The organism is Nonomuraea sp. NPDC048881, from assembly GCF_040649795.1.
GTDB lineage: Bacteria > Actinomycetota > Actinomycetes > Streptosporangiales > Streptosporangiaceae > Nonomuraea.
The window spans coordinates 706,326-719,169 of the sequence record NZ_JBEZGC010000003.1 but is presented as its reverse complement, the minus strand read 5'-3'; the positions used below and the strand labels follow the sequence as shown (position 1 = coordinate 719,169).

10 protein-coding genes are annotated in these 12,844 nt (G+C 72.8%); 9 read left to right on the top strand and 1 reads right to left on the bottom strand.

The window, feature by feature from the left end:
• Positions 1-76: 76 nt before the first annotated feature.
• The 9 genes from AB0C33_RS14260 to AB0C33_RS14220 all read left to right on the top strand — a co-directional run bounded on the left by AB0C33_RS14260 (position 77) and on the right by AB0C33_RS14220 (position 12,067).
• Positions 77-1,924, top strand: a complete 1,848-nt coding sequence (locus tag AB0C33_RS14260) for a S9 family peptidase (RefSeq protein WP_358287163.1) — start codon at positions 77-79, stop codon at positions 1,922-1,924.
• Positions 1,888-3,201: a serine hydrolase domain-containing protein gene (locus AB0C33_RS14255; RefSeq protein ID WP_352323281.1), complete on the top strand. Its 1,314-nt coding sequence runs from the start codon at positions 1,888-1,890 to the stop codon at positions 3,199-3,201. The genes AB0C33_RS14260 and AB0C33_RS14255 overlap by 37 nt, the downstream gene beginning before the upstream one ends.
• 9 nt (positions 3,202-3,210) lie before the next feature.
• The gene (locus AB0C33_RS14250; protein WP_358287161.1) at positions 3,211-4,530 is read left to right on the top strand and encodes a serine hydrolase domain-containing protein; all 1,320 of its coding nucleotides are present in this window, start codon (positions 3,211-3,213) and stop codon (positions 4,528-4,530) included.
• A complete protein-coding gene (locus AB0C33_RS14245) occupies positions 4,523-5,377 on the top strand; it encodes a serine hydrolase (RefSeq protein ID WP_358287159.1) in 855 nt (284 codons plus the stop codon). Before AB0C33_RS14250 ends, AB0C33_RS14245 begins: the two co-directional genes overlap by 8 nt.
• A gap of 29 nt (positions 5,378-5,406) precedes the next feature.
• Positions 5,407-6,990 carry a helix-turn-helix domain-containing protein gene (locus tag AB0C33_RS14240; RefSeq protein ID WP_358287157.1) on the top strand — a complete coding sequence of 528 codons (1,584 nt, stop codon included), beginning with the start codon at positions 5,407-5,409 and terminating at the stop codon, positions 6,988-6,990.
• Between the two features lie 96 nt (positions 6,991-7,086).
• Entirely contained in the window at positions 7,087-8,664 is a 1,578-nt protein-coding gene (locus tag AB0C33_RS14235) for an ABC transporter substrate-binding protein (protein WP_358287155.1), read from the top strand.
• Positions 8,665-9,594, top strand: coding sequence for an ABC transporter permease (locus AB0C33_RS14230; RefSeq protein ID WP_358287153.1), 930 nt, complete (start codon positions 8,665-8,667; stop codon positions 9,592-9,594).
• A complete protein-coding gene (locus AB0C33_RS14225) occupies positions 9,594-11,393 on the top strand; it encodes a dipeptide/oligopeptide/nickel ABC transporter permease/ATP-binding protein (protein WP_358287151.1) in 1,800 nt (599 codons plus the stop codon). The genes AB0C33_RS14230 and AB0C33_RS14225 overlap by 1 nt, the downstream gene beginning before the upstream one ends.
• On the top strand, positions 11,393-12,067 hold the full coding sequence (locus AB0C33_RS14220) for an ATP-binding cassette domain-containing protein (protein ID WP_352362680.1): 675 nt from the start codon (positions 11,393-11,395) through the stop codon (positions 12,065-12,067). Before AB0C33_RS14225 ends, AB0C33_RS14220 begins: the two co-directional genes overlap by 1 nt.
• Here AB0C33_RS14220 and AB0C33_RS14215 read toward each other — a convergent pair.
• Positions 12,013-12,837 (bottom strand): GNAT family N-acetyltransferase, encoded by an 825-nt coding sequence (locus AB0C33_RS14215; RefSeq protein WP_358287149.1) that lies wholly within the window; start codon positions 12,835-12,837, stop codon positions 12,013-12,015. The two genes, AB0C33_RS14220 and AB0C33_RS14215, sit on opposite strands and share 55 nt — an antisense overlap.
• Between the last annotated feature and the right edge of the window lie 7 nt (positions 12,838-12,844).

Here is a 12,844-nt window from a genome sequence, read left to right as displayed (position 1 = left end):
CCCGCGCACAAGGTCTCAGACGCTATTCGTCGTCCACGATGAAGAGGACGGCGGCGACCTGGCCTAGCGTTCGGTCATGCGCCGCCTCTCCCTCGACGACCTGTACGGCCTGGCCGTACCCGGTGATCCACAGCTGCGTCCGGACGGCTCCGCCGTCGCCTACACCCTGACGACCGCGGACCGCGAGTCCGACGCCAACGTGACCGAGATCTGGCTGGCCACCCCGGGCGCCGCCCCGCGCAGGCTGGCGACCGGCGCGGCCCCCCGCTGGTCGCCCGACGGCCGCACCCTCGCCTTCCTGCGCCCGGCCGGCGGGCCGCCGCAGATCCATCTGCTGCCCATGGACGGCGGCGAGCCGCGCGTCCTCACCTCGGCGCCGCTGGGCGCCGGCGTGCCCGTCTGGTCGCCCGACGGCACCCGCATCGCCTACGCCGGGCCGTCCGGCGAGGTGGACCCGAACGCGCCGATCGTCATCGACACACTGGAGTACAAGGCCGACGGCGCCGGGCTGCTGTGCGGCCTGACCACGCACCTGTTCGTCGTCGACGTCGAGGACGGCGCCTCGGCGCAGGTGACCTCGGGCGACTTCCACGCCGGCGCGCCCGCCTGGGCCCCGGACGGCGGCCTGCTGGCCTTCACCGCCGGCCTGGACCCCGACCGCGACCTGGACATCTGCGGCGGCCTCTACCTGGTCGAGCCCAAGCAGGACGGCGCGCTCGAACGCGCGGGCGGCGACGGCGTGATCTGCATGGGCGTCTGGTGGCTGGGCGGCCGCTGGATCGTGGCCGGTTACCGCGGCGTGCCCGAGGGCCACACCCGCCTGTTCGCCCTGGAAGGGGATGACTTCGCCGAGATCGAGATCGGCCTCGACCGCAACGTGATGATCGGCGCGCCCGGCTACCCGGGGGCGACGCCCACGATGAACGGCGACGACCTGCTGTTCTGCGTCCGCGACCGCGGATTCACCCACCTGTACCGGCTGACGCCCGGCGGCGTCGCCGAGCGCATCGTGGACGAAGACCGGAACGTGGCCGGCGTCAGCGTCGCCGCCGGACGGGTGGCCTACGTCGCCTCCACGCCGCGCAGCTCCGGTGACGTCTACCTCGACGGCGAGGCCCTCACCGACCACGCCCCCGAGGGCGTCGAGCTGTTCCAGGCGCGCAGCCGGACCTTCACCGCCCCCGACGGCACGGCGGTCGAGGCGTTCGTGCTGCGCGACGAGACGCTGACCGAGCCGGGCCCGCTGCTGCTGGACATCCACGGCGGCCCGCACAACGCCTGGGCGCCCGTCTTCGACGGCGTGCACCTCTACCACCAGGCGCTCGCCGCCCAGGGCTGGACCGTGCTGCTGGTGAACCCGCGGGCCAGCGACGGGTACGGCGAGGCGTTCTACACCGCCACGGCCGGCGCCTGGGGCCTGTCGGACGAGGACGACTTCCTCACCCCGCTCGACGTCCTGGTCGAGGAGGGCGTCGCCGACCCCGCCCGGCTGGCGGTCACCGGCTACAGCTACGGCGGCTACATGACCTGCTGGCTCACCGGCAGGACCGGGCGCTTCGCCGCCGCCGTCCCCGGCGGGGTCGTGGTCGACCTGCGCAGCATGGCCGGCACCGCCGACCTCGGCTACTTCCTGGCCAAGCACGAGGTCAGGGACGAGTTCGTCGAGCAGTCGCCGATCACCTACGCCGGCGACGTCGTCACCCCGACGCTGATCCTGCACGGCGGGGCGGACGACCGCTGCCCGATCGGCCAGGCCGAGCAGTGGTTCGAGGCGCTGCGCGAGCGCCGGGTGCCGGTCCGTCTGGTCCGGTATCCCGGTGGTTCACACCTGTTCATCCTCAACGGACGGCCTTCACACCGCTTCGACTACAACGAAAGGATCCTCGCGTGGCTGGATCAATGGGTCAGCGTCTCGCCGAACTGATCGAGAAGTACGAGGTCCCGGGCGCGGCGCTCGCCTACCTGCACAACGGGGAACTGCACGAGTTCGCCGCGGGCGTGCTCAACGTCGACACCGGCGTGGAGGCGACCCCCGACTCCCTGTTCCAGATCGGCTCGGTCTCCAAGGTCTGGACCGCCACCCTGCTCATGCAGCAGGTCGAGCGCGGCCGGCTGACCCTGGACACCCCGGTCGCCGAGCTGCTGCCCGGCTTCCGGGTCGCCGACGCCGAGGTGACCAAGACCGTCACGGTCCGGCACCTGCTGTCGCACACCAGCGGCATCGACGGCGACCTGTTCCTCGACACCGGCCGCGGCGACGACTGCATCGAGAAGTACGTCGAGGCCTGCGCCGACCTGGCGCAGAACCACCCGCTCGGGGCCACCCAGTCCTACTGCAACTCCGGCTTCGTCATCGCCGGCCGCATCCTGGAGGTGCTGGAGGGCAAGACCTGGGACGAGGTGCTGCGCGAGAACATCTGCGAGCCGCTCGGCCTGACCCACACCTGGACGCTGCCGGAGGACGTGCTGCGCTTCCGCGCCGCGCACGGCCACGTCGAGGACGGCAAGGCGGCCCCGGTGTGGGGCCTCATGCGCTCGTGCGGCCCGGCCGGCCTCATCTGCGCCCGTCCGCGTGACGTGGTCGCCTTCGGCCGCGCCCACCTGGAGGGCGGCCTGCTGGACGACCCGCGGGCGATGTGGGAGCCGCAGGTCGACATCCCCAACCCGCACACCCTGGGCAGGCAGTGGGGCATCGGCTGGATCCTCGACGAGTGGTCCGGCCACCGCGTCATCTCGCACGGCGGCAACACCATCGGCCAGCACGCCATGCTCTGGGTCGTGCCCGACACCGGCACCGTCGTGTGCGTGACCACCAACGGCGGCCACAGCGGCGCCCTCACCCACGCCGTGGCCACCGAGCTGTTCGCCGAGCTCGACGGCCTGGCCGTGCCGCCGGTGCTCGGCCCGCCGGAGACCCCCGTGCAGGTGGACGTCGAGCGGTACGCCGGCGTCTACGAGCGGGTCGGCGCGCGCATGACCGCCAGCGTGCACGACGGCGCGCTCAGGTTGCGCGTCGAGTCGACGGGCGCGCTCGCCGCCCTGCAGGAGCCGTTCGACCTCGACCTCGTCGCCGTCGACGACGTCACCTTCGTCGGCCGCCGCGAGGGCGACCCCGACTGGGTCTCGGGCGTGTTCTACCAGCTCGACGACGGCTCGCCCTACTTCCACCTCGGCGTCCGCGCCACCCCCAAGATCGCCTGAGGAGACCCCATGGACCTGCAGAAACGCCTCGACGAAGCGGCCGCGGCTCACGACGTGCCGGGCGCGGCCATCGCCGTGTGGACCGGCGGCCAGTTGCATGAGGCGGCCACGGGCGTGGTCAACCGCAACACCGGCGTCGAGACCACCCCCGACAGCGTCTTCCAGGTCGGCTCGACCACCAAGGTGTGGACGGCCGCGCTGATCATGCAGCTCGCCGAGGAGGGCCTGCTCGACCTGGACGAGGAGGTCGGGCACTACCTGCCCGAGTTCGCCCTGTCCTACGACGCCGTCATCACCGTCAGGCAGCTCCTGACGCACACCGGCGGCTTCGACGGCGACCTGTTCGAGGACACCGGGCGCGGCGACGACAGCCTCGAGAAGTTCGTGGCCTACCTGCACGGCGCGGGCAAGGTGCACGAGCCGGGCGAGCTGTTCTCGTACTGCAACGCCGGCTACTGCGTGCTCGGCGCCATCGTGGCCCGGCTGCGCGGCACGACCTGGGAGCAGGCCATGCGGGAGCACCTGCTGAAGCCGCTCGGCGCCACCCACGCGGCGCTGCTGGCCGAGGAGGCCGTGCTGTTCCGCGCGGCGGCCGGGCACATCGGGCCGGGCAACGACGTCTACGCCCAGTGGCAGATGCCCCGCTCCAACGCGCCCGCCGGGGCCACCCTGTGCCTGGCCCCGCGCGAGCTGGTGCGCTTCGGCCGCATGTTCGCCGCGGACGGCCTGGCCGAGGACGGCACCCGGGTGCTGTCGGCGGAGAGCGTCGCCGCGATGCGCACCCCGCAGGTCGCGGTGCCGGGCGTGCCCGGCCTGATGGCCGCCAACTGGGGGCTCGGCTTCGAGCTGTTCACCTGGGGCGCCTACGGCCACGACGGCGGGACCCCGGGCCAGAGCACGTTCTGGCGGGTGGCCGACGACGGCTCGTACGCGATCGCGATGAGCATCAACGGCGGCAACTTCATCGGCGTCATGAACGACCTGCTGCTGCCGCTGCTGAGGGAGGGCGGGCTGGCGGCCCCCGACCTGCCCGCCCCGCCGGAGCAGCCGCGCGCCGTGGACCCCGCGCCGTACACCGGCCGGTACGAGGGGCCGCAGCTGGCCTACGAGGTCTCGGCGGCGGGCGGCGGCGTCGAGGTCACCCTGATCCCCGGCGCGCTCATGGCCAGCATGGGCCAGCAGGGCACCACCGCCAGGTACGTCCACCTCGCCGAGGACACCTTCATCGCCGAGCAGCCCGAGGAGGGCAGGCACGACACCGTCACGTTCGTCGTGCGGGACGGGGTCGCCACGCACCTGCACAACGGCCGGGCGGTCCCGCGTGTTTGAGCGGGACGCGCAGAGGGTCTTCGCGGCGGCGGGCGTGCGCGGCTTCGTGCACGCCCGCGACGTGGACGGCGCGGCCGAGATCGGCCTCGACCCGGACGCCCCGGTCGTCCTGGCCTCGGTGTTCAAGCTGCCGATCCTGCTGGAGTACGCCAGGCAGGCCGCGGCGGGCGAGGTGGACCGCACCGAACGGCTCACCGTCACCGCGGCGGACAAGGACGGCGGCATCGGCACCTCGGGCTGCGCCGACGACGTGTCGCTGACGCTGCGCGACCTGGCCCACTTCATGATGTCGATGAGCGACAACGCGGCCACCGACGTGCTGCTGCGCCGGGTGGGCCTCGACCGCGTCAACGCCACGCTGGAGGGCCTCGGGCTCAGGCGCACCCGTCTGATCGGCGGCTGCGCGACGCTGTTCGAGTCCGTGGTCGAGGAGCTGGGCACCATCGACGTGGCCGGCATCCCCGAGGAGCGCATCAGGGCCCTGGCCGTGCGCGATCCGGAACGGACCACCGCGGGCACGCCCCGCGAGATCACCACCCTGCTCGGTTCCGTCTGGCGCGATGAGGCGGGCACCGCCGAGGCGTGCGCGGAGGTGCGCGACATCATGAGCAGGCAGATCTGGCCGCACCGCCTCTCCTCGGGCTTCCCGGACGAGGTGCGGGTGTCGGCCAAGACCGGCACCCTGTGGGGCGTGCGCAACGAGGCGGGCGTCGTGGAGTACCCCGACGGCGGCCGGTACGCCGTCGCGGTGTTCCTGCACGGCGACGACCTGGCCTTCCGCATCCCGGCCGCGGACGCCGCCATCGGCCAGGCCGCCCGTCTCGCCGTCGAGCACCTGCGCGGCTGATGACGGTCTACGTCGACTATCGTGAGCGGATGAACAGCCGTCCGCGTGCCAGCCTTGAGCGGATCCTGTTCGACCTCGGCAGCACGGTCCTCGACGTGGCCGCCTCGCCCGGTGACCTCGACACCGAGGTCACCGGGGTGCACATCTACGACCCGCTCGACGAGCTGTACGTGCCGCCGGGCGGGCTGCTGCTGGCCGTCGGCGTGCAGGGCGCCACCGCCATCTGCGGCCTGCTCGACGCCGCCCGCGAGGCCAGCGGCATCGTCGTCAAGCTGCCGGTCGACGTCGATGAGCAGGTGCGCAGCAAGGTCCTGGAGACCGGCGTCGCCGTGCTCGGGCTGACCAGGGCCGCGTCCTGGTCGCAGGTCGCCGCGCTGCTGCGCTCGCTGCTGGCCGAGGGCGACCTGGCCATGCCGGAGAAGGGGCCGCAGGGCGATCTGTTCGCGCTGGCCAACGCCGTCTGCGCGTTGCTCGACGCGCCCGTCACCATCGAGGACCGGTCGACCCGCGTCCTGGCCTTCTCCGGCAGGCAGGACGAAGCCGACCCCGGCCGGGTCGAGACCGTGCTCGGCCGCCAGGTGCCCGAGCGGTTCCAGCGCATGCTCGACGAGCGCGGCTTCTTCAAGAAGCTCTACCAGAGCCGCGACCCCATCTACATCGAGCTCGACGGCGACAGCATCAACCGGGCGGCCGTGGCCGTCCGGATCGGCGACGAGATCCTCGGCTCCATCTGGGTCGCCGTGCGCGAGCCGCTCACCCCGCAGCGCGAACGCGCCCTGGCCGACGCGGCCAAGATCGTCGCGCTGCAGCTGCTGCGCGAGCGCGCCGGCGCCGACACCCAGCGGCGGCTGCGCGCCGACCTGCTGTCCACGGTCCTGGCCGGCGGTTCCGACGCGGCCGACGCCGCGGGCCGGCTCGGCATCGCCACCGAGCGCCTGTGCGTGCTCGCCGCCCAGCTCGCCGACGGCGACGCGGCCGACCCGGCGCGCGGCGAGAGCGACCGGCAACGTTTCTGCGACGCCCTGGCGCTGCACGTCGGCGCCATCCATCCCAAGGCGGCCGCCGCGATGATCGGCTCGGTCGCCTACGCCGTCCTGCCGCTGAGCTCGGGCGGCGACGAGGAGACGCGGGCCGTGCGCGTCGCCGAGTCCTTCCTGGCCAGGGTCGGGCCGCGGCACGCGGCCAACATCGGGGTCGGCCGGCTGGCCGCCAACCTCTCCCAGGTCGCGCGGGCCCGCGCCGACGCCGACCGGGCGCTGCGCGTGCTGCGCGCCCGCGGGCTGGCCGGCCAGGTCGCCGGTTACACGGCCGTGCACTTCGAGTCGCTGCTGCTCCAGGTCTCCGACGTGGTCGCCGCCGAGGAGCAGGTGCCCACCGGCCCGTACGAGCGGCTGCTGGCGCACGACGCCGAGCACGGCAGCGAGCTGGTGGCCACCCTGCGGGCGTATCTCGACGCGTTCGGCGACGTCAACGCCGCCTGCGCGCAGGTCCACGTGCACGCCAACACCTTCCGCTACCGGCTCAAACGGCTCACCGAGATCAGCGGGCTCGACCTGTCCGACCCCGACGCGCGACTCACCGTGATGCTGCAGATGCGGATCTTCGGACGCTAGCACGAGGTCGTCCGCGCTTTTTGTGAAGGGCGACGAAGAAGGTCGGGCCGCGAGGGACGAAGGTGGGTCACCACCCCACGCTCTCCTGGAGTCGCCATGAAGAAGACAGCGGTGCTCACCGCGTTGGCCCTGCTAGCGGCCGCGTGCGGCAGCGGCGGAGGTACGGCGGGCAGTACGGGCAAGCCTGTCACGGGCGGCACGTTCACCGCCGCCATCAGCGCGGACCCCGGGGTGCTCGACCCCGCCACGGGCGTGCTCTCGGTCACCAACGAGGTCCTGTCGGTGGCCTACGACACCCTGGTGTCCGTCTCGGCGGACGGCAAGACCGTGCCCGCTCTGGCCGAGAAGTGGGACGTCAAGCCCGACAGGGTGACCTTCACCCTGCGCAAGAACGTCACCTGCTCCGACGGCTCCAAGCTCACCCCGGCCGACGTCGCCGAGAACATCAACCACATCGCCGACCCCGCCGTCAAGTCGCCCATCTACGGGGTGCTCGTACCGGCCGGCATGAAGGCCGAGGCCGACGAGTCCGCCGGCACCGTGACGCTGTCGACGCCCGAGCCGTTCAGCTTCATCCTGGAGAGCTCACGGCTGCTGTTCATCGTCTGCGGCAAGGCCGTCAAGGACCGTTCGCTCATCGCGCGGGCCACCTCCGGGACCGGCCCGTACCAGCTCACCGAGGCCGTCCCCGGCGACCACTACACCTTCAAGGTGCGCCGGGAGTATGCCTGGGGCCCCGAGGGCGGCACCGCCAAGGACCTCCCCGAGACGCTCGCGCTCAAGGTGGTGCCGAACGAGCAGACCGCGGCCAACCTGCTCCTCGCCGGCTCGCTCAACTCGGCCACCTTCTTCGGCCCCGACCGGACCCGCCTGGAGGCCAACCCCGCACTCGGCAAGATGATCGAGCCGCAGGGCAACGGCCAGTTCTTCTACCACCAGGGCGAGGACAGGCCCGGCCACGATCCCGCCGTGCGCAAGGCGCTGACCCAGGCCCTCGACATGAAGGAGCTGGGCGGCATCGCCACGGGCGGCACCGGCAAGCCGGCCACCGCACTCGTGCCGCCGCCCCGCCCGTGCCAGGGCGACACCGTCACCGGCCACGTGCCCGCCTTCGACACGGCGGCCGCCACCACGGCACTGGACGCGGCCGGCTGGAAGGCCGGGGCCGACGGCGTCAGGGAGAAGGACGGCAAGAAGCTCTCCCTGCGCCTGTTGTACGCCACCACCAAGGGCCCCAGCATGGTGGCCGCCGCCGAGTACATGGCGGCGGTGTGGAAGAAGATCGGGGTGGACGTGAAGCTCAACGGCGTCATCGACACCAAGCTGTCGGAGTCGCTCAACGCCACCCAGGACTGGGACGTCGTGTGGCTGCCCATCGGCGTCACGCTGCCCTCGCAGCTGGTCGGCTTCCTGTCCGGCCCCGCCGCCCCCAAGGGCGCCAACTTCGCCCACCTGAAGAACGCCGAGTACGAGCGGCTGGTTGCCGAGGCCGCCAAGCTGACCGGCCCCGAGGGCTGCGCCAAGTGGCTGGCGTCGGAGTCGGCCCTGTTCGACAACGCCGACCTGGTGCCCGTGGTGGAGATGAACACGCTGACCGCCACCAAGGGCGCCACCTTCCGGACGATGGCCGGCCTGTTCCTGCCCTCGACGATCCGCCTCACCCAGGGAGGCTGAGTGACCGTACGGCGCCTCGTGCGCTTCGTCGTGTCGCTGGCGGTACTGCTCGTGGCGTCGTTCGCGATGATCCACCTCATCCCCGGCGACCCGGTGCGGGCCTCGCTCGGCCCGGCCGCGCCGGTCGAGCTGGTCAAGGCCCGCGAGCAGCTGCTCGGGCTGGACAAGTCGCTGCCCGAGCAGTTCGCCGCCTACGTCGGGCACATCCTCACCGGCGACTTCGGCACCTCGTTCCTGACGGGCGAACCGGTCGGCCAGGTCATCGCCACCCGGCTGCCCAACACGCTGGGCCTGGCGCTGCTGGCCACCGTGGTGGCGCTGCTGCTGGCCGTGCCGCTGGGCATGTGGGCGGCCATCCGCACGGAGAACGGCCGGAACCGGGGCACCGAGATCACCTTCAGCTCGGTCACCGGCACCGCCGTCGCCGTCCCGGAGTTCCTCTACTCCATCGCGCTGGTGGCGGTCCTGTCGATCGGGCTGGGCCTGTTCCCGCCGGCCGGCAAGGAGGGGGCGATGTCGTACGTCCTGCCGGTGGCCGCCCTGGCGATCGGCCCGGTCGCGATGATCGCCCGCATCTCGCGCGTGGAGACCCTGCGCGAGCTCGGCACCGACTACGTGCGGCTGGCCCGGTCGAAACGGCTGCCCGCCGCCCGCCTGCACCTGCGGCACGTGCTGCCCAACACGCTGACCGCGACGCTCACCGTGGGTGGGCTGCTGCTCGCCTCGCTGATCGCCGGCAGCGTGCTGGTGGAGTACGTCTTCGCCTGGCCGGGGCTCGGCCTGAAGATCGTCGAGTCGATCACGCAGAAGGACTATCCCGTCGCCCAGGCCGTCATCCTCGTCTACGGCGCGATCGTGCTGGTCGTGAACCTCGCCGTCGATCTGATCCTGGGCGCGCTCGACCCCACCTCCAAGATCAAGGAAAACTGATGCGTTTGCGCACCCCGGCCGCCGTCGCCGGAGCCGTGCTGGTCACGCTCATGGTGGTCCTGGCCGTCGTCGGGCCGCCGATCTGGGGCGCGGCGGCGGAGAAGATCGACGCGGGCGCCATCCTGCAGGGCTCCTCGGCCGCCCATCCGCTCGGCACCGACAACCTCGGCCGCGACCTGCTGGCCAGGGTCCTGGTCGCGGGCCGGTTCTCCCTCCTGCTCGCGCTGGCGGCCACGCTCTTCGGCGCGGCCATCGGCACCGTGCTCGGCGCGCTGCCCTCGGTGCTGCCGCCGCGCGGCGCCCGCTTCGTCACCGGCGCCGTCAACGCGCTCGTCGCCTTCCCCGGCCTGCTGCTGGCCATGTTCACCGCGGTGGTCGCCGGGCTCGGGGCCAAGGGTGCGGTGCTCGGCATCGGCGTGGCCATCGCCCCGAGCTTCGCCCGGCTCACCCAGACGCTGGCCGCGACCATCGCGGGCGCCGACTACGTCGCGGCCGCCCGGATGCTCGGCGTGCCGCGCATGCGCGTCCTGACCAGGCACGTGCTGCCCAACATCGCCGAGCCGCTCATCCTCAACCTCACCCAGGCGCTCGGCGGCGCGCTGCTGGGCCTGGCCGGGATGTCGTTCCTGGGCCTCGGCGTGCAGCCGCCCGCCTTCGACTGGGGGCGGCTGCTGTTCGACGGGTTCGGCCGCATCTACGTCACGCCCGAGGTGGCGCTGGGGCCCGCCCTGGCGGTCGCGCTGGCCGGCATCGGCTTCAACCTGCTGGGGGACGCGCTGGCCAAGGCCGCCGCCCGCACCGCCGTGCACACGCGCGAGGCCAGGCCCGCCGCGCCGCCCGCCCCCGGCGAGCCGGACCCCGAGGCGGTGCTGGAGGTCAAGGACCTGACGGTGACCTTCCCCGGCGGCGTCACGCCGGTGCGCGGGGTGTCGCTGACCGTCGCGCCCGGGCAGATCGCCGGGCTGGTCGGGGAGTCGGGCAGCGGCAAGAGCCTCACCGCCGCCGCGATCGGCGGGCTGGTGCCGTACCCGGGCGTGGTGACGGCGGGCAGGCTGGCGCTGGCCGGCCAGGAGATCTCCGAGATGTCGCCCAAGGAGCTCGGAACCGCGCTCGCCATGGTCTTCCAGGACCCGATGGCCTCGCTCAACCCCGCGCTGAAGGTCGGCGGCCAGCTGGCCGAGGCCGCGATCGTGCACCAGGGCGCCGGCAAGGCCGAGGCCCACCGGCGCGCCGTCGACCGGCTCGGCCACGTGCACCTGCCCGCGCCCGAACGGGTGGCCCGCCGGCACCCGCACGAGCTGTCCGGCGGCATGCGGCAGCGCGCCGTCATCGCCATGGGCCTCATGGGCACCCCCAGGCTGCTCATCGCCGACGAGCCCACCACCGCGCTGGACGTGACGGTGCAGCGGCAGATACTCAAGCTGCTGCGCGAGGTCACCGACGAGACCGGCGCGGCGGCGTTGTTCATCTCCCACGACATCGCCGTCGTCGGCGAGCTGTGCGACGTGGTCGTCGTCATGTACGCCGGCCGCGTCGTCGAGCAACTCCCGGTCGAGCTGCTGGCCACCGGCGCCGCGCACCCCTACACGCGGGCGCTCATCGACTCGCTGCCCGACATGGACACCGACAGGTCGCTGCCGCTGGCCAGCATCCCCGGCCGTCAGCCCGCCCCCTCCGACGTGGGCGACGGCTGCGCCTTCGCCGCCCGCTGCGAGCTCGCCACGGCCCGCTGCGCCGGCGAGCGTCCCCCTTTGACGTCGTACGGCAAGGCGCACCAGGTCGCCTGCTGGGAGGTCTGATGATCATCGAGAACCTGACGGTGCGGTTCGGCTCGTTCACCGCCGTCGACGACATCACCCTGGAGGTGCCGAGCGGGTCCATCGTCGGGCTGGTCGGCGAGTCGGGGTCGGGCAAGTCGTCGGTGGCCAGGGCGGTGAGCGGCCTGGTGCCGCACACCGGCACCATCACCGGCGCCAGCCGCGTCCAGATGGTCTTCCAGGACCCCTACGCCTCGCTCGACCCCCGGATGAAGGTCGGGGCGTCCATCGCCGAGGGCTGCGGCAAGGGCTCGGTCGAGAGGCTGCTGTCGCTGGTCTCCCTGCCGCCCGAGGTGGCCACGCGCTACCCGCGCGAGCTGTCAGGCGGCATGCGTCAGCGCGTGGCCATCGCCAGGGCGCTGGGCGCCGAGCCCGACCTGCTGGTCGCCGACGAGATCACCAGCGCCCTGGACGTGTCCGTCCAGGGCTCGGTGCTGAACCTCGTGCGCAGGCTCCGCGACGAGCTGGGCCTGTCGATGTTGTTCATCTCGCACAACCTGGCCGTGGTGCGCTACGTCTCCGACGTGGTCGCGGTGCTGCACCAGGGGCGCATCGTGGAGCTGGGGCCGACCGAGGAAGTGGTCGGCGCCCCCGCCCACGACTACACCCGGTCGCTGCTGGAGGCCGTGCCCAGGCTGGGCCGCTCCACCACGTAGAACGCCTTGTCGTGGAAGGCGGTCACCACGCCGCCTTCCACGAGCAGGCCGCCCAGGACCTCGCGGACGGCCAGCCGCCACGCCTTGGCGGCTCCGGGGTCCGTGACGCGCAGCGCCTCGATGTCCTCCGGCAGCGCCACGAGCACGGTGGCGGCGTCGCTGTCGCGTGTCACCGGCCGTCCGTCCTCGTCGGCCAGCACGATCGCGGCGTCCGCCGGGAGGGGCCGCCGGCCGGGCTCGCCCCGTACGAGGGCCGCCACGTGCGGCGCGGACAACGACCAGGAGGCCAGCACGCGGTCGGAGTCGCTGCCCTGGTTGATGGCGTCGGTCATGACGCCGTAGAAGCTCGGCAGGTACTCCTCGGGACGGGCGCCCAGCTTGGCCAGGTTGAAGTGGGCGTTCCTGCGCACCAGCGGATCGTAGGTCCAGGTGATGCGGTCGATGCCGCGCTCCAGGGCCCAGCGGCGCTGGTGCAGCTTCAGCTCGAAGCCGATGCCGTGGCCCCCGGCCGCGCCGGTGATGTGGGAGTGCAACGTGTTGCCCGCCCCGAAGAAGCCGACGGAGGCGCCCAGCAGGCGGCCCGCGTCGTCGTACGCGCCGGCCACGTAGTTGCCCGCGTGCGACATCGCCCGCATCAGCTCGACCGTGATCGGCCGGCTGTCCGGGTCGAAGTGCCAGATCCCGTCGAACAGCTCACTGACCTGCTCGAACTCCGCGATCCCATGGAGTTCCCTGATCGCGATCAACGTGCCGGCCCTCCGAATGCTCAAGTGTCAC

What these genes read in the sequence shown, in the direction of transcription:
- AB0C33_RS14260 (WP_358287163.1), top strand. Translation starts at nt 77, where the DNA reads ATGCGCCGCCTCTCCCTCGACGACCTGTACGGCCTGGCCGTACCCGGT.
- AB0C33_RS14250 (WP_358287161.1), top strand. Translation starts at nt 3,211, where the DNA reads ATGGACCTGCAGAAACGCCTCGACGAAGCGGCCGCGGCTCACGACGTG.
- AB0C33_RS14240 (WP_358287157.1), top strand. Translation starts at nt 5,407, where the DNA reads ATGAACAGCCGTCCGCGTGCCAGCCTTGAGCGGATCCTGTTCGACCTC.
- AB0C33_RS14235 (WP_358287155.1), top strand. Translation starts at nt 7,087, where the DNA reads ATGAAGAAGACAGCGGTGCTCACCGCGTTGGCCCTGCTAGCGGCCGCG.
- AB0C33_RS14225 (WP_358287151.1), top strand. Translation starts at nt 9,594, where the DNA reads ATGCGTTTGCGCACCCCGGCCGCCGTCGCCGGAGCCGTGCTGGTCACG.
- AB0C33_RS14220 (WP_352362680.1), top strand. Translation starts at nt 11,393, where the DNA reads ATGATCATCGAGAACCTGACGGTGCGGTTCGGCTCGTTCACCGCCGTC.